Raw genomic sequence first — 16084 nt, 5'->3', positions numbered from 1 at the left:
GATCTTCCCTGACTGTACGCACGTAGCCGGCCGGCCACCGGTTCAATGGCACAGCGCCAACAGGTCGACGTGATCGACCTGTACCCCGAGACGACCGGTTCTAGCCTCTTCGTGCCGACGACGCTCGTACTCGGCGGTGCGGTCGACCAGTTCGGGACGCTGCTCGCGGGCGGCCTCCAGCCAGCCGGCGAACCACTGCCCGGCGAGGTCGGCCTGCTCCGGCCCGAGCCGCCACGGGCTGGGCTGCACCCGCACCGGCACCCCGTGCCGGGCGAAGGCGGCGGTGCAGGCCTCGACCGCGTCCGGGCCGAGCAGATGCCGGCCCGCCACGGCCCGCCGCTGGTGGGCGTTGAACGCCTCCGCCACCTCGTCGTCCAGCGGGTCGGACGGGGTCAGCCGCACCCCGCCGGTCACCGAGATCAGGAACAGCGTCCGGGCGCCGGCCTCGACACAGGCCGCCACGATGCGGTCGATCTCCTCGGCGGTCAGCATGTCGAGCAGCGCCGACGCGGTGACCAGGGCGGTGCCGGCCAGGTCGTCGGCGGTCAGCCGGGTCAGGTCCCCCGCCTCGGCGCGTACCGTGACCGCGCTGCCGTCGGCGGCGGTGGTGGGCATGTCCGCGCAGGCCCGGGCGAGCAGGTCCGGGTCCTGGTCGTGCAGCACCCACTGCTGGGGGCCGGGCAGCAGCGGGGCCAGCCAGCGGCCCAGCGAGCCGGTACCGGCGCCGAAGTCGCGCACGACGTACGGGCCGTCGGTCAGGGTGGCCCGTACCGCGTCGACCAACTCCGTCGACCGGGCCGCCACGTCGGCGGGTTCGCGCAGCGAGAGCCACTGTGCGAAGCCTGGCGGAAGTAAGAAGCTCATCCCGGCACTCCGCTCCGCTGCGTGCCACCATGAGGCACCACCACCCTGCACCGATGATTCACTCGCTGACGCTCGTTCATGACGCCAATGCCTCCTTGAGGGCGGTGGTGATCCGGGTGGTGGTGGCCGTCCAGTCGTCGAGTGTGTCCCGGCGCCGCAGGGCGGCCGCGCGCAGGCGCGCCCGCAGGGCCGCGTCGTCCAGCCAGTGCCGCAGCGCCTCGGCCAGCGCCTGCGGGTCCTCCGACGGCACCAGCAGCCCCGGCCGTACGCCGTCAGGGGCGTGACCGAGAGCGTCGGGTAGCCCACCGACGGCCGAGGCGAGCACCGGCACGCCCCGGGCCAGCGCCTCGGTCACCACCATCCCGTACGTCTCGCCCCGGGACGGGTGCACCAGCAGATCAGCGGCGGCGTACGCGGCGGCGAGCCGGTCGCCGGTGAGCGGGCCGGTCAGCCGTACCCGGTCGACGAGGCGGTGCTCGGCGAGCCGGGCCCGCAGCCGGTCGACGAAGGGTGGATCCCGGTGCAGCGGTCCGGCGCAGGTCAGCGTCCAACTCCGGTCGGCGACCGCCGCGAGCGCCTCGACCAGCACGTCGTGGCCCTTGTGCGCGGCGACGGCCGCGACACAGAGCAGCGCCGAACCCTCCGGCGAGCCGGGCACGGGCGGAGCCGGGTCGACCCCGGGCACGGCCACGTGCACCCGGTCGGCGGGCAACGCGTACCGGTCCACCAGCCGGTCGCGGGTCCAGGCGCTGGTGGCGACGACGGTGGTGGCCGCCGCGAGCGCCCGGGCCTCGGCGTCGTCGTCGCGGGGCAGGTGCACCAGCGGGACCAGGCGCAGCCGCCGGGCGTGTGCCGCGAGCGCGTCCGGGACCACCGAGGCGACGAGTCCGTCGATCAGCACCGGCGCACCGTCGGGCAGGCCGGCCAGCACCTCGGCCAGCGCGGCGTGCTCGGCCGGCGACGGCTGCGGCCATCCCCCGGGCACCGCGTGTTCGCGGACCGGCCAGCCGGCGGCGGCCAGACCGGCGCAGACGCGCCGGTCGTAGCCGTTGCCGCCGCTGGGTGCGGCCGGATCGTCGATGTCGCCGGGCAGGATCACGTGCAGGAGCGGCACGTGGGAGTCGCCGGGCCGGATCACGTGCAGGAGCGGCACGTGGGAGTCGCCGGGCCGGATCACGTGCAGGGTCGGCACGTGATCCGGGTCGCCCGACGGAGGCGTATGCGGTACGAGCACGTCAGGCGGCGCCGCCGCCCGGCAACGACCGCTCGTAGGCGGCCCACGCCACGTGCGACTCGTGCAGGGTGACGGTGATCCCGGTCAGCCCGTGCGCGCCCGCGCCGAGCGCGCCGGAGGCCACCCCGTCGGCGAGCCGGTCGGCGATGGTCTTGGCCAGCACCTCGGTGGTGGTGTTCGTGCCAGCGAAGGCCGGCTCGTCGTCGAGGTTGCGGTAGTTCAGCTCGCTGAGTACGGCCTTGAGCTGGTCGGTGGCCAGTCCGATGTCGACCACGATGCCGTCGGCGTCGAGGTCGGGGCGGCGGAAGGTGGCGTCGACCACGAACGTCGCGCCGTGCAGCCGTTGGGCGGGGCCGAAGACCTCGCCCCGGAAACTGTGGGCGACCATGATGTGGTCACGGACGGTCACGCTGAACACGGTTCACTCCCCGTCGTAGGTGATGAGATGACAGAGCGCGGGCAGGCTGCCCTCGCTCAGGCGGTGCAGGACGTCGGGCAGTTCCGGGAACGGCGACCGACCGGTGATCAACGCGTCGAATGCCGGGTCGGCGAGCAGGTCGAGCGCGAGGGCCATCCGGTCGGCGTAGCCGCGACTGCTGCGCCGGGCGGAGGCGACCATGCCGACCTGGCTGCTGCGGACGGTGAGTCGTCCCGAGTGGAACGCACCACCGAGCGAGAGCTGCACCTCGCGGTCGCCGTACCAGCTCAGTTCGAGCACCGTGCCCTCGGGCGCGAGCAGGTCCAGGCCGCGTTGCAGCCCGGCGGCGGTGGCGCTGGCGTGCACCACGAGGTCACGTCCCCCGGTGGCGGTCTCCGGCGTGACGAAGTCCACACCCAGCGCGGCGGCTACCTCGGCGCGGCTCGGGTCGGTGTCGACGAGCTCCACCCGTACCCCGGGGAAGCGGGCCAGCAGGGCGGTCACCGCGCAGCCGACCATCCCACCGCCGATCACGGTGACCCGGTCGCCGACCAGCGGCGGCGCGTCCCAGAGCGCGTTGACCGCGGTCTCCACGGTGCCGGCCAGCACCGCACGGGCCGCCGGCACGTCCGGTGGTACGACGGTGACCGCCCCGGCCGGCACGACGTACGCGCTCTGGTGCGGGTGCAGGCAGAACACCGTCCGTCCGCGTAGATTCTCCGGTCCCTGCTCGACGGTGCCGACGCTCAGGTAGCCGTACTTGACCGGGGCCGGGAAGTCGCCCTCCTGGAACGGTGCGCGCATGGTGTCGTACTGGCTCTCGGGTACCGCGCCGGTGAACACGAGCGTCTCGGTACCCCGGCTCACACCCGAGAACAGTGCCCGGACCAGCACCTCTTCCGGGCCGGGCGCCGGCAGCTCCACCGAGCGGATCTCACCCTGGCCTGGCAGGGTAAGCCAGAAGGCGCGAGCCGTTCGGGTCACCGAGTTCTCCTTTGCCTGGGTCCGGACCGAACCGATCCGTCATGTTTTCCGTACATCTCTGACAGGGGTCGTCGATCATAAACACGGAGGCACGGTGTCCACAGTTCGAACCGGTCCGCAAATCGGGCTGATCGTTCAGATCGTCCTGCTGGCGGGGCTCGCCGCGACCGTCGGTCTGGGGGTCGCCGGCTGGGTGGCCGGGCTCGCGTACGGCACGGTGACCTGCGCGGTTCTCGTACATGGCCTGCGCCGATCCGGCTCGGACCGGCTCGGACCGGCCGACTGGGTGACCATGGGCCGGGGGCTGCTGGTCGGCGGGGTGACCGCGCTGATCGCCGACGCGCTGATCGCCGGCCGCCCGGCACCGGTGGTGGTGCTGGTCACGATGACCGTGGTGGCGCTGGCCCTGGACGCCGTCGACGGCAAGGTGGCCCGCCGCACCGGCACCTCCAGCGCGCTCGGCGCCCGGTTCGACATGGAGGTCGACTCGTTCCTGGTGCTGATGCTGAGCTTCTACGTCGCCCCGTCGGTCGGGGTGTGGGTGCTCGCCATCGGCCTGATGAGGTACGCCTTCCTGGTCGCGGGCTGGGCACTGCCCTGGATGGACCGGCAACTGCCGCCCCGGTACTGGCGTAAGGTGGTCGCCGCGGTCCAAGGGATCATGCTCGCCGTCGCCGCGTCCCAGGTGCTGCCCGGGCCGTTGACCACCCTCGTGCTGGTCGCGGCGCTCGGCATGCTGGTCGAGTCGTTCGGGCGGGACGTCGGGTGGCTGTGGCGGCAACGCGCGCCTCGGGTCGTACCCGCGGTGGTGGTCCTGCCGGCACCGGTCGTCGCCCGCCGGGTCGACCGGATCGAGGACCGCGACATGCCGCCCGCGCCTGTCCTGTCGCTGCGCTGACCCGGGAGAAGCAGTTGTCGATCTCCGACCCGGCCCCCACGCCGGGCACCGACCGCACCCGCACCACCGAGCCCACCGAGCGACCGGACGACACGACAGCGACCCCACCCGCACCGGAGGTCGCCGGGACGGTCGGCGACTCCGCGGCGGCGAGCGGGTCCGGGACGGCCAGCGTGCCCGAGAAGGCGGACGACCCCGAGAAGGCGGACGAGTCCGAGGCCGGCGCCGGGGCGGAGACGGTCGACGGGCCGGCAGCGGCGCCCAGCCGGCGGCGGGCGGTGCTGGCCCGGGTGGTGACCGTGCTGGCCGCCGCCCTGGTGCTGGCCACGCTGACGCTGCCGAACCGGCCGTGGCAGTTGGAGCCGGGCACGTTCCTGCGGATCCCGCTGGAGGCGCTGCTGCTGGCCGCGCTGCTGCTGGCGCTGCCCGGCCGACCCCGCCGGGTGGTGGCCGCCGTCTCCGGTGTGCTGCTCGGCCTCGTCGCCATGGTGAAGGTCGGTGACATTGGCTTCTACTCGTCGCTGGGGCGCCCCTTCGACCTGGTGCTGGACTGGTCCCTGCTCGGCCCGGCGTTCGCGTTCGTGGCCGAGTCGATCGGTCGGCCGGGTGCCATCGCGATCGCCGCCGGAGTCGGACTGCTGCTGCTGGGCATCCCCGTGCTCACCGCGCTGTCCTCGGTCCGGCTGGCGGGGGTGCTGGCCCGCCACCGCACCCGCAGCACCCGGGCCGTCGCGTCGCTGGTGGTGGTCTGGGTGGTGCTCGCCGCCTTCGGGGCACGGATCGTGCCGGGCGTGTACGTCGCCGATTCCAACGCGACCACCCTGGTCCAGGAGCACGCCGTCGAGGTGTACGCGCGGCTGCACGACCGGGCCGCGTTCACCGAAGAGATCAACGTGGACCCGTTCCGTGATCTGCCCGGCGACCAGTTGCTCACCGGATTGCGCGGCAAGGACGTGCTGATCACCTTCGTGGAGAGCTACGGCCGGGACGCGGTCGCCGACCCCGACTTCGCCTCGATCCAACGGGTGCTCGACGAGGGGGCCGGGCGGCTGTCGGCGGCCGGCTACACGTCCCGCAGCGGCTTCCTCACCTCGCCGACCATCGGCGGGGCGAGCTGGCTGGCGCACGCCACCCTGCTCTCCGGGCTCTGGATCGACAACAACCAGCGGCACCGCAACCTGCTCGCCACCGACCGGTTCACCCTGGGTGACGCGTTCCAGCGCGCGCAGTGGCGTACGGTCGGCGTGATGCCGGCGGTCAACCAGGCCTGGCCGGAGGGCGCGTTCTACGGGTACGAGAAGTTCTACGGCGGGCCCGACCTCGACTACCAGGGCCCGAAGTTCGCCTTCGCCCCGATGCCCGACCAGTTCGCCATCCACCAGTTCCACCAGCGGGAGATGACCACCCCCCGGGACCGCCCGGTGATGGCCGAGCTGGCGCTGGTCTCCAGCCACTCCCCCTGGACCAAGGTGCCGTCGGTGGTGGACTGGGACGACATCGACGACGGCGAGGTGTTCCAGCGGGGCATCATCGGCACCCCGGCCGCGCAGGCCCGCACCGGTTACCGGCACTCGATCAACTACACGCTGCGTACCCTGATCTCCTACCTGGAGCGGTACGGCAATGACGACACGGTGATGGTCATCGTCGGCGACCACCAGCCGGCGCCGGTGGTGACCGGGGAGAACCCCAGCCCGGACGTGCCGATCCACATCGTGGCCAAGGACCCGGCGGTGTTCGCGCAGATCGAGGACTGGAAGTGGCAGGAGGGCATGACCCCGGACGCCGACGCCCCGGTCTGGCGGATGGACACCTTCCGCGACCGGTTCCTGACCGCCTTCGGACCGGGCAACTCCCGCACCCAGGCGCAGGGCCGCTGACCTGACCGGGTTCCCGCACCGGCCGTCGACGGCCGGTGCGGGAACGCGGATCAGCCGGGTTTGCGGGCGACCAGGACGTCGCGGACGATCGCCTGGTCGACCCGGTGGGACAGCGCCCGCCAGGGGCCCTCGTCGAGCACGTCGAGACCGGCCGCGGCCAGCCGCTCGGCGGCGGCCTCCCGCCGGGCCACGTTGGTGTTCCAGGAGATGCCGAGAGCGCCGCCGGGGCGCAGCAGCCGCGCCCAGCCCGGCACGGCGGCGGTGAGCAGCGCGAGCGGGTCGCGGGCCAGCCCGGTCTCGGCGGTACGGCTGCCGTGCTGCACCCCGTACGGGGCGTCGGCCACCACCACGTCGACGCTCTCCGGGCGGAAGAACTCCCCGACCCGGGTGGTGTCGGCGCTGACCACGTCGACGGTCTGCACGTCGCCGGCCTTCTGCGCCTCCTTCGAGGCGGCCACCTCCACCCGCAGCCGTTTGCCGACCACCTTGCGTTCCCGGCGGACCGGCCCGGACTCCAGCACCCGGTGCTTGACCCGCTTGCGCTTGAGCCAGGTGCTGAGGAACGTCTGGTACGCCTCGAAGTCCTTGCTGTCGCGGTCCAGGCCGGCGGCGTCGAAGCCGTACATCATCGCCTGGTTGACCGTGGTGCCCCGGCCGCAGAGCGGGTCGAGCACCCGGAACCGCCGGGTGAGCAGGTCGTCGGCCCAGTCCGAGGCGAGCAGGGTGACGTTGAGCAGCAGCTTGGTGAACTGCTCGTTGGTCTTGCCCGGGTACTTCTGGATGGTGACCAGGTCGTCGTCGAAGCGGTCCAGGCGGCTCACCGGCACCGGCCGCAGCAGGTCACCGACGAACTCGAACAACGCGTACGCGCTGGACAGGTTGGCCAGCAGCGCGGCGTCCCGCTCGCTCAGCCCGCCCTCGACCTCGAAGGTGACGTACGGGACCCCGCCGACGGCGATCGTCTCCACCGCCCCGATCCGTCCACCGAGCACGCTGCCGCCGAAGATCTCCAGCTCGGCCCGCGTCAGCTCCACCGCCGCCCCCGAGTACACCCGGTTGCTCGACGGCAGGATCAACACCCCATAACGCTCCACAACCAGGCACTATCCCACGCCCCCGCCCAGCCGGTCCCGCCCCCGGTCCCCCTACGCGATCATGGAGTTGTGGTACCACGGACGCCGCACCTCGCGGCCTTCCGGGCACCACAACTCCATGATCGCGGAACTACTCAGACCGGCAGGCCGCCGACCTGGGTGTTGATCCAGGAGCGGATGGAGGGCAGGTCACCGTAGATGGAGGGGGCGGTGGCGCAGGTGGAGCTGTTGTTGCCGGCCCGACTGGTCGCGCCGATCACCTGCCACACACCGTTGACCCGACGCACCTGCGGGCCACCCGAGTCGCCGTAGCAGGCCCCGGCGTTGCCGTTGGTGTTGTTGGTGCAGATCTCGTACGGACCGTTGATGCCGCTGCACCGGCTGTCGGCCACGATCGAGGTGTCCAACTCGTTCGCCACGGTGGGCGCGGAGCCGCAGCCACGGGGTGCGCAGGTCTGGCCCCAGCCGATGATGCGGGTGGCGGTGCCGACCGCGCCCGAGGTGGACGGGATCACCGCCGGTGCGTAGCTGACCGAGCTGGCGAGCTGGAACAGCTTCACGTCGATGGTGGGGTGGTTGACGGCCCGGCTCACGCCGACCACGACGCCGCCGCTGCTGCGGTTGACGCTGCCCACCCGCACCGACGACGGGGTCGGGCAGTGCTTGGCGGTGACCACCCAGTTCGCCTTGATCAGCGTGCCGGTGCAGCCGGAGGTGTAGACCAGCCACGGGTAGTTCTCGGTGGCCGGCCGACCGCCGACCACGAACGTGCCGAAGTCCCCGTCCTCGGTCCAGGTGTACGACTGCGCCACCCCGGCCGTGCTGAGGCTGCCCGCGAAGAGCTGGTTGACCCGGCTGGCCTCGGCCGCGCTGGGGTTGGCGTTGGTGCAGGAGACCGGCGCGCTGCTGCCGGACATCAGGTCCGAACAGAGCCCGGTACGCCGGTCGGGCAGCCCGAGGATGTGGCCGAACTCGTGGGTGGCGATGCGGGTGCGGTTGTAACCCTGGTCGACGGCCTGCCACCCCATCCAGATCCGGCCGGAGCCCAGCCCGGTGACCTGCGCCCGGGGCCAGCCGGTGTCGACCAGGATGGTGACGTTGGCCGGCGTACCGGGGACCAGCCGGACGTTGCTGACCCGGCTGTTCCAGATCTGCGCGGCCTGGTCGAAGTTGGTCCGGAACTCGCCGGCCCGGCTGGCGTCGTAATACACGGTCCGGGCCGCGGCGGCGCCGGTGGCGGTGACCACCTGCACGCCGGTCGCCGCCAGCACCGCCGCGAGCGCGGCGGTGGCCGCGCGCAGCAGTTGTCGTCGGATCATCAGGTACTCCCCTGCGGACTGCGCGGCGCGCCGATACGCCGCGATCGATGTCCGTGAATATTAATGGCCACCCTCCGTCCGATGTCATCGCGAAAGCGTCATACCGCCCGAGAGCTGTTACCCGGGTGTTACGTAACAGTGAAAGCGCGGTGGCAGACCGTCACGACCGTGGACGCACGAGGTCAAGCCCGCGCCCCGGGCGGCGCCGGGTGGACGGATTGGAGACGACGATGAGGATCAGAAGGACCCTGACCGCCTTGGTCGTGGCGGTCGCCGCGCTGCTCGCCACCACCGCGACCGGGACGCCCGGCACGGCGGCGACCGGTGCGCCGTACTGCGGGATCACCTGGGGCAGCGGGGACCGGACCGCCGGGGCGCTGAGCAGCGCCCCGCTGGTGGAGGTACGCACCGGCCGGCACGAGTGCCACGACCGGGTGGTGTTCGAGTTCGACGGCACGGTCAACGGCTACTCGGTCGGGTACGGCGAGACGTACACCGAGGGCGAGGGGCTGGCGCTGTCGCCGTACACGGCGGGTGGCGCGCTGCTGCGGGTGTCGCTGCGGGCGCCCGCGTACGACGACGCGCACCTGGCCACCGTGCCATACCGGGTCGGCGACCACGTCGCCACCGTACTGCGCTACACCACGCTGCGGGACGTGGTCTTCGGCGGCAGCTTCGAGGGCTACACCACCTTCGCCGTCGGCGTACGCGCCCGACTGCCGTTCCGCGTGTCCGTCCTCGCCGGCCCCGGCACGCACACCCGCATCGTGCTCGACGTCGCCCACCAGTGGCAGGAGTGACCCTCCGTGCAGGGTTGGATGTAAGCAGGGGTCCCCTACTATGCACCAGGCGATAGCAGGGGTCCCCTCCTTACATCAGCGGCGGGGCGGGATTACGCTGGGTGCATCATGGACGGCCACGTGCTGGTGGTCGAGGACGATGCCTCCATCCGGGAGGTCGCCGCCCTCGGACTACGCCGCGCCGGGTTCCGGGTGGAGACCGCCGTCGACGGGCGGCAGGGACTGGCCGCCTGGCGGGCCCGGCCGGTGGACCTGATCGTGCTGGACGTGATGCTGCCCGGGCTGGACGGCCTCGAGGTGTGCCGTGAGGTCCGGCGGTCCAGTGCGGTGCCGATCCTCATGTTGACCGCCCGCACGGACACCATCGACGTGGTGGTCGGCCTGGAGTGCGGCGCCGACGACTACCTGCGCAAGCCCTTCGACCTGCCGGAACTGGTGGCCCGGGTGCGGTCGGTGCTGCGTCGCGCGGTCGCCCCGCCCGAGCCGGGGCCGCTGCGGGTGGGCGATCTGGAGATCGATCCGGGCGCGTTCGTGGCCCGCCGCGACGGCGTCGACCTGCCGTTGACCATCACCGAGTTCCGTCTGCTGCTGGAGCTGGCCCGCCGCCCCGGGCAGGTCTTCACCCGTGAGCTGCTCCTGGACCGGGTCTGGGACCACCGCTACCTCGGCGACAGTCGCCTGGTCGACGTGGCCGTGCAGCGGCTCCGCGCCAAGATCGAACCCGATCCGGCCCACCCCCGGCTGATCCGGACCGTACGCGGCGCCGGCTACAAGTTCACCGCCGGCTGACCGGGCCACCGCGATGGGCACCGACACCGTGCGCCCGGGCCGGCTCAGGCGCCGGTTGACCATCGCGTTCGTGCTGGTCGCCGGGGTCTCCGCCGGAGTGCTCGCCGGTGGGTCGTACCTGCTGCTGCGGCAGGCCCGCTACGACGCCTCGCTGCACGCCGCCGCGGCCGACGCCCGCTACCGTCTGGTGCTCTCCGGTCAGTTCCTGCCGTTGACCGAGCCCCGCCGGGCCGAGCTGCTCACCAGTTTCGAGAGCAGCGGACGGCATGTGGTGCTTGTCGACGGCGACACCTGGCCGTCGCACCCGGCGTACGCGCCGCCGCTGGACACGCGGCTGCGGACCACCGTGGCCGCCGGGCAGCTCGGCTACGAACGCCCCACCGGACGCGCCGAGTTGCTGGTGGTGGGTGGTCGGATCCCCGGCTCCACCGCCGAGCTGTACGTCGTCACCGGGGAAGCCGGTATCGCCGCCGACCTGGACCAACTCCGCACCGCCCTGACGGCGGGCTGGGTGTCGGTGGTGCTGCTCGCCGCAGCCGTCGGTCACACGCTGGCACGGCGCACCCTGGAGCCGGTGGGCCGCGCCGGCCGGGCCGCCCGGGCGATCACCGAGGGACTGCTGGCCACCCGACTGCCGGTGCGGGGGCGCGACGAGTTCAGTGCCTGGGCGGTGGCGTTCAACGAGATGGCCGAGGCGCTGGAGTCGAGGATCGCCGACCTGCACCGGGCCCGGGACCGGGAGCGGCGGTTCACCGCCGACGTGGCGCACGAGCTGCGTACCCCGGTGACCGCCCTGGTGGCTGCGGCCTCGCTGCTGCGCGACCACCTCGACCACCTGCCCGGCGACGCCCGGCGCGCCGGTGAGCTGCTGGTCGGTGACGTGGTGCGGCTGCGCCGGCTGGTCGAGGACCTGATGGAGATCTCCCGGCTGGACGCCGGTCAGGAGGTCGTCACCGTCACCGACGTCGACGCGCCGGCCCTGTTGCGCGCGATCGTCAGGGATCGGGGCTGGCGGGGCCGGGTCGAGGTCGACGCGGATCCGGTCCGGGTCCGCACCGACCCGCGCCGCCTGGAACGGGTGCTGGGCAACCTGGTCGCCAACGCCGTGCAGCACGGCGGCGGCGCGATCCGGGCCCGGGTGGTACGCGCCGGTGACCGGGTGCTGTTCGACGTCGACGACGAGGGGCCGGGCATCCCGGCCGCGCACCTGCCCCGACTGTTCGACCGGTTCCACAAGGTCGACCCGGCCCGCTCCGACGGCGGCAGCGGACTCGGCCTGGCCATCGCCCGGGAGAACGCCCGGCTGCTCGGCGGCCGGCTCACCGTGCACAGCGCCCCGGGCGACGGCACCCGCTTCCGCCTCGACCTGCCCGATCACCGCGACCCGGAGCTCGACGCCGAGGTCGACGCCGACGGGGAGGGCACCGTGCCCGGGAAGGCGACCGTGCCCGCAGAGCCCCGCGTGTTCGGGGCACCGTCCGACGGTGGTGCCGGGTGAGCCCGCATCGGGGACGCCGCCGGACCGGGAACCGCGTGGCCGGGGCGACCGCCGTCCTGCTGCTCCTGACCGCCGGGTGCGCGCCGTCGCGGTCCGGCTCGCTCGGCCCGGCACCCACCGTCGCCTCGGCGGCGACCACCGGCGTGGCGAGCACCGGGCCGGGCACCACGGCCCCACCGGCGGAGACCACGCCGCCGACCGTCACCGGCCCCGGATCCGCGCCGCCGCGTGCCGGACCGTCGCCGACCACCCGGCCCGCGACGCTCACCCTGGAGCTGTGGTACGTCCGGGACGGGCGGCTCGCCCCGACCCGGCGTACCCGGCCCACCACCCCGGCCACCTCCCGCCTGGCACTGGCCGAACTGGCCGCCGGACCGACCCGGACGGAGGCCGACGCGGGTCTGGTCACGTTGCTGCCCGACGGGGCACAGGTGAGCCGGATCGCCGGCGGAACGGCCACGGTACGCCTGCCCGACGCACCCGATCCGGCCACCGCACGGCTACGCGAGGCGCAGGTGGTCTACACGCTGACCCAGTTCGCCACCGTCCTGCGCGTCGACTTCGGCACCGCCGCACCGGCCGGCCGCGCCGGTTACGCCGACCTGCTGCCCCCGGTGGTGATCGCCGAACCGGTCATCGGCGCGCGGGTGAGCAGCCCGGTCACCGTCTCCGGCAGCGCCGACGTGTTCGAGGCGACGCTCAACGTCCGGCTGCTCGACGCCGCCGGTCGCCCACTCGCCACCGGCTTCACCACCGCCACCTGCGGCACCGGCTGCCGGGGCGGCTACCGGCTCACCCTGGCCTACGCCTCGGCGCGGGAGCAGCCCGGCACCGTCGAGGCGTACGAGGTGTCCGCCGCCGACGGGTCGCGTACGAAGCTGGTCGCCGTACCGGTGACGCTGGCCGCGACCCGGTGACCGTCAGTCGAGGAGCCCCTCGTGCAGGGCGCGCAGCACCGCGTTCGTCCGGTCCCGCGCGCCGAGCTTGGTGAGGATGGTGGAGACGTGGTTCTTGACGGTCCCCTCCGCCAGGAACAGCACCTCGGCGATCTCCCGGTTGCTGTAGCCCTGCGCGACGAGCCGCAGCACCTCCTGCTCGCGTTCGGTGAGGCCGGGCACGGGTCCCGCGTGCGGCCCGGCCGGTGACGGCCCGGAACGGATCGCCCGCAGCATCCGGTCGGTGATCGACGGGGCGATCAGCGTCCCGCCGTCGGCGAGCGTGCGGATGGCCCGGGTGAGCTGGTCCAGCGTCACGTCCTTGAGCAGGTAGCCACGGGCACCCGCGCGCAGCGCCGCCAACACCAGCTCGTCGTCGTCGAACGTGGTCAGCACCAGCACCGGGATCTCGACCTCGGTGGCGCGGAGTCGTTCGAGCGTCCAGATGCCGTCGAAGCGGGGCATCCGCAGGTCGAGCAGGATCACGTCCGGCGTGGTCTCGGCGACGACCGCCAGCGCGGCCCGCCCGTCGTCGGCCTCGCCGACCACGTCGATGTCGGCGACCTCCAGCAGCCCCCGGATGCCCTGCCGGATGAGCGTCTGGTCGTCGACCACCACCACGCGGGTCATGCCGCCGGCACCCGCGCGGTCACCCGGAACCCGGTCCGCCCGTCGACCGCGAGGTCGCCGCCGAGCGCCTGGAAGCGTTCGCGCAACCCCCGCAGCCCGTTGCCGAGCACCAGGTCCGGTGCACCGCACCCGTCGTCGCGGGCCTCCAGCACGGTGCCCCGGGCGTCCGCGCTCACCGAGATCCACAACTCCCGCGCCCCGGCGTGCCGGATGGTGTTCGTGACGATCTCCTGGGTGGCCCGGACGAACGCCGCGCTCTCCTCCTCGTCGACCCGTACGGTCGGCGAGACGTCCACCGACACGTCGAGCCCCGGCAGGTCGCGGGCCATCCGCCGCAACGCCTGCTCCAGGTCGGGCGGCTCGGTGCGCAGCCGGCCGACGGTGGCGCGGACGTCGCCGAGCAGCTCGCGGGCGACCCGGTTGGCCCGTTCCACGTGGGTACGCGACGCCTCGCCGTCGAGGTGCCGGGCCGTCTCCAACTCCAGCGTCAGGACGGTCAACTGGTGACCGATCTGGTCGTGCAGCTCGCGGGAGATCCGCAGGCGTTCGGCCGTCCGGGCGGACTCGGAGAGCAGCACGCTCGCGGCCTGCAACTCCACGTGTGCCTCGGCCAGTTCGCGGCGCATCCGCTGCTCCCGGACCAGGGTGCTGGAACTGAGCATGCTGGCCAACTGGATGAGCAGGTAGAAGCCGATCACCACGACCGCCTCCGGCGACCGGAACGCGACCGGCGGCAGACTCACGGCGATCACCACGGTGTTGAGGGCGACGAGGACCAGCCCCACCCGCAGCGGCGCGAGGTACACGCTGACCGCCGAGGTGAGCACCAGCAGCACCGGAAGCAGTCCCGAGTTGGGCAGTGCCAGCAGCACCGCCCAGGACGCCAGCACGGCCACCGCGAACGACCCGGTCCGCAGCGGGCCGGCCCGCTCGACGGCGACCGAGGTGAGCAGCGCGGCGAGGTAGATGACGAACAGCGCGATCCACAGGACCAGGGGGATCTTGGTGCCGACGGCCCCGAACAGCACGGGCGCGGCGACGGCGATCGCGACCACGAGCGTCGCGATGCCGGACCACTCCTCCGTCCCGACGCGTCGCACGCTCCCACTCTAGGTCGGCCCGGCTCAGGCGTACCCGTGCCGAAAGTCATGCCTCCGGGAGGTGACTTCTGGGACAGGTGGCCAGGTCGGGGCGTCCGTAGCGTCGAGGCATGACCAACGCCGAACCGGCGATCCTCGCCGAGAACCTCGCCAAGAGTTACGGATCGACCCGGGCCGTGGTCGATGTGGGTCTCCGGGTCGACGTCGGGGAGGCGGTCGGCGTCCTCGGCACCAACGGAGCCGGGAAGACGACGGCGGTCGAGATGATCGCCGGGCTACGCGTACCCGAACGGGGGCGGGTACGCGTACTCGGACTCGATCCCCGGGCCGACCGGCGGCGCGTACGGCAGGTGCTCGGCGTGCAGCTCCAGCACGCGTACCTGCACGGCGCGCTGCGGGTCACCGAATTGGTCGACCTGTACCGCAGCTTCTATCCCGACCCTCGCCCGACCGACGAGTTGCTGGACATGGTCGACCTGACCGGGCACCGGAAGGCGACGTTCGAGAAGCTCTCCGGCGGCCAGCAGCAGCGGCTCTCGATCGCCCTCGCGCTGGCCGGCCGCCCGCGCGTGGTGATCCTCGACGAGCTGACCACCGGCCTGGACCCCAAGGCCCGCCGCCGCATGTGGGCGACGATCGAGCAGCTCCGCGCCGAGGGGGTGAGCGTGCTGCTGGTCAGCCACGCCATGGAGGAGGTGGAGCGGCTCTGCGACCGGGTCGCCGTCCTCGACGCCGGCCGCGTCATCGCCACCGACACTCCCGCCGGGCTGGTCGCACAGACCGGCACCGCCAACCTGGACGACGCGTTCGTCGCGCTCACCGGCAAGGAACTCGACCTGGAGGAGGCCGCATGAGCACCGTCGTCGCTCATCGACCGGGGATGCGCTCGCTGCTGACGTTGATTCGCTGCGAGGCGAGGATGGTCATGCGGGACACCCCCGGGCTGGTCGTCCCGCTGTGCCTGCCGCTGCTGATCATGCTGACCAGCGCCGGCTCGGCGAACGAACAGGAGGTCTCGGGCGGGCTGACCGCGCTGGACCTGTTCGTCCTCCCGCTCGTGCTCACCATGGTCATCGCGCTGATCGGCATCATCAACATGCCGAGCTTCCTGGCCTACTACCGGCGTTCCGGCATCCTGCGCCGCCTCGGCGTGACGCCCGCCTCGCCGGCCATGGTGCTGGCCGCGCAGGTGATCGTCAGCCTGCTCCAGGCGGTCGTCGGCATCGCCGCCGCCGTCGCGCTCGCCTTCCTCGTGTTCGGCGCGAACGCTCCGGTCAACGTCGGCGCGGCGCTCGGCGTGACGGCGCTGGCGATGGCCGCCATGTACAGCGCCGGCATGATCGTCGCGGCGATCGCGCCCACCCCGAACTCTGCCGTCGCCATCGGCCTGGTCGCGTTCTTCCTCCTCGGCGCCATGGGCGGGATGTTCGGCGGACCCGACGCGCTGCCGGGGCCGCTCGCCGACCTCGGTCGCCTGCTGCCGTTCGGCGCCTCGGTGGAAGCCCTCGGCGCCGCCTGGGAGGGCACGCCGATCGGGATCGGGCAACTGGTCGGCCTGGGGGTGACGGTGGTGCTCGGCGCGACCGTGGCGGGCCTGCTGTTCCGCTGGGAGTGACCCGCCCTGCCGCGCGGCCCAGGCCG

15 protein-coding genes and 1 pseudogene are annotated in these 16084 nt (G+C 73.1%); 8 read left to right on the top strand and 8 right to left on the bottom strand.

The window, feature by feature from the left end:
- Positions 1-42: 42 nt before the first annotated feature.
- The 4 genes from ABT008_RS06510 to ABT008_RS06495 form a co-directional block, all read right to left on the bottom strand.
- Complete coding sequence (locus tag ABT008_RS06510; protein WP_350694212.1) at positions 43-864, bottom strand: small ribosomal subunit Rsm22 family protein; 822 nt, start codon at positions 862-864, stop codon at positions 43-45.
- Between the two features lie 76 nt (positions 865-940).
- Complete coding sequence (locus tag ABT008_RS06505; protein WP_502890370.1) at positions 941-1969, bottom strand: glycosyltransferase family 4 protein; 1029 nt, start codon at positions 1967-1969, stop codon at positions 941-943.
- 130 nt (positions 1970-2099) lie between these two features.
- Positions 2100-2516 (bottom strand): 6-pyruvoyl trahydropterin synthase family protein, encoded by a 417-nt coding sequence (locus ABT008_RS06500; protein WP_350694210.1) that lies wholly within the window; start codon positions 2514-2516, stop codon positions 2100-2102.
- A 3-nt stretch (positions 2517-2519) separates the two neighbouring features.
- Positions 2520-3500 (bottom strand): zinc-dependent alcohol dehydrogenase, encoded by a 981-nt coding sequence (locus tag ABT008_RS06495; protein ID WP_350694208.1) that lies wholly within the window; start codon positions 3498-3500, stop codon positions 2520-2522.
- A gap of 94 nt (positions 3501-3594) precedes the next feature.
- On the opposite strand from ABT008_RS06495, the pseudogene ABT008_RS06490 reads away from it, so the two are divergent.
- Positions 3595-4326, top strand: a pseudogene (locus ABT008_RS06490) (CDP-alcohol phosphatidyltransferase family protein); the annotation flags it as partial.
- 86 nt (positions 4327-4412) lie between these two features.
- Positions 4413-6278 carry a sulfatase-like hydrolase/transferase gene (locus tag ABT008_RS06485; RefSeq protein WP_350694207.1) on the top strand — a complete coding sequence of 622 codons (1866 nt, stop codon included), beginning with the start codon at positions 4413-4415 and terminating at the stop codon, positions 6276-6278.
- 50 nt (positions 6279-6328) lie between these two features.
- On the opposite strand, the gene ABT008_RS06480 is transcribed toward ABT008_RS06485, so the two are convergent.
- Positions 6329-7357: a TRM11 family SAM-dependent methyltransferase gene (locus ABT008_RS06480; RefSeq protein ID WP_350694205.1), complete on the bottom strand. Its 1029-nt coding sequence runs from the start codon at positions 7355-7357 to the stop codon at positions 6329-6331.
- Positions 7358-7506: 149 nt separating this feature from the next.
- Positions 7507-8691 (bottom strand): snapalysin family zinc-dependent metalloprotease, encoded by a 1185-nt coding sequence (locus ABT008_RS06475; RefSeq protein ID WP_350694204.1) that lies wholly within the window; start codon positions 8689-8691, stop codon positions 7507-7509.
- A 230-nt stretch (positions 8692-8921) separates the two neighbouring features.
- On the opposite strand from ABT008_RS06475, the gene ABT008_RS06470 reads away from it, so the two are divergent.
- The 4 genes from ABT008_RS06470 (at position 8922) to ABT008_RS06455 (ending at position 12695) form a co-directional block, all read left to right on the top strand.
- The gene (locus tag ABT008_RS06470; RefSeq protein WP_350694202.1) at positions 8922-9491 is read left to right on the top strand and encodes an AMIN-like domain-containing (lipo)protein; all 570 of its coding nucleotides are present in this window, start codon (positions 8922-8924) and stop codon (positions 9489-9491) included.
- Between the two features lie 108 nt (positions 9492-9599).
- A complete protein-coding gene (locus ABT008_RS06465; RefSeq protein WP_350694200.1) occupies positions 9600-10280 on the top strand; it encodes a response regulator in 681 nt (226 codons plus the stop codon).
- Positions 10281-10335: 55 nt separating this feature from the next.
- Positions 10336-11778, top strand: coding sequence for an ATP-binding protein (locus tag ABT008_RS06460; protein WP_350694198.1), 1443 nt, complete (start codon positions 10336-10338; stop codon positions 11776-11778).
- The gene (locus ABT008_RS06455; RefSeq protein ID WP_350694197.1) at positions 11775-12695 is read left to right on the top strand and encodes a Gmad2 immunoglobulin-like domain-containing protein; all 921 of its coding nucleotides are present in this window, start codon (positions 11775-11777) and stop codon (positions 12693-12695) included. Before ABT008_RS06460 ends, ABT008_RS06455 begins: the two co-directional genes overlap by 4 nt.
- 3 nt (positions 12696-12698) lie before the next feature.
- Here ABT008_RS06455 and ABT008_RS06450 read toward each other — a convergent pair whose 3' ends face one another.
- Positions 12699-13343: a response regulator gene (locus tag ABT008_RS06450; RefSeq protein ID WP_350694195.1), complete on the bottom strand. Its 645-nt coding sequence runs from the start codon at positions 13341-13343 to the stop codon at positions 12699-12701.
- Complete coding sequence (locus ABT008_RS06445; RefSeq protein ID WP_350694193.1) at positions 13340-14443, bottom strand: sensor histidine kinase; 1104 nt, start codon at positions 14441-14443, stop codon at positions 13340-13342. The genes ABT008_RS06450 and ABT008_RS06445 overlap by 4 nt, the downstream gene beginning before the upstream one ends.
- 110 nt (positions 14444-14553) lie before the next feature.
- Between ABT008_RS06445 and ABT008_RS06440 the strand changes: the two genes are divergently transcribed.
- Together ABT008_RS06440 and ABT008_RS06435 are read left to right on the top strand one after the other, a co-directional pair.
- A complete protein-coding gene (locus tag ABT008_RS06440; RefSeq protein WP_350694192.1) occupies positions 14554-15297 on the top strand; it encodes an ABC transporter ATP-binding protein in 744 nt (247 codons plus the stop codon).
- Entirely contained in the window at positions 15294-16058 is a 765-nt protein-coding gene (locus ABT008_RS06435; RefSeq protein ID WP_350694190.1) for an ABC transporter permease, read from the top strand. The genes ABT008_RS06440 and ABT008_RS06435 overlap by 4 nt, the downstream gene beginning before the upstream one ends.
- Positions 16059-16084: the final 26 nt, after the last annotated feature.

Origin of the sequence: Micromonospora sp. NPDC002389 (assembly GCF_040296095.1) — a bacterium.
GTDB lineage: Bacteria > Actinomycetota > Actinomycetes > Mycobacteriales > Micromonosporaceae > Micromonospora.
The sequence above is the reverse complement of the archived record's forward strand: the minus strand, read 5'-3'. Positions and strand labels throughout refer to the sequence as shown.

Coding starts and splice junctions, on each gene's coding strand:
- ABT008_RS06475 (WP_350694204.1), bottom strand. CDS start 8,691: ATGATCCGACGACAACTGCTGCGCGCGGCCACCGCCGCGCTCGCGGCG.
- ABT008_RS06465 (WP_350694200.1), top strand. CDS start 9,600: ATGGACGGCCACGTGCTGGTGGTCGAGGACGATGCCTCCATCCGGGAG.
- ABT008_RS06450 (WP_350694195.1), bottom strand. CDS start 13,343: ATGACCCGCGTGGTGGTGGTCGACGACCAGACGCTCATCCGGCAGGGC.
- ABT008_RS06435 (WP_350694190.1), top strand. CDS start 15,294: ATGAGCACCGTCGTCGCTCATCGACCGGGGATGCGCTCGCTGCTGACG.
- ABT008_RS06440 (WP_350694192.1), top strand. CDS start 14,554: ATGACCAACGCCGAACCGGCGATCCTCGCCGAGAACCTCGCCAAGAGT.
- ABT008_RS06470 (WP_350694202.1), top strand. CDS start 8,922: ATGAGGATCAGAAGGACCCTGACCGCCTTGGTCGTGGCGGTCGCCGCG.
- ABT008_RS06510 (WP_350694212.1), bottom strand. CDS start 864: ATGAGCTTCTTACTTCCGCCAGGCTTCGCACAGTGGCTCTCGCTGCGC.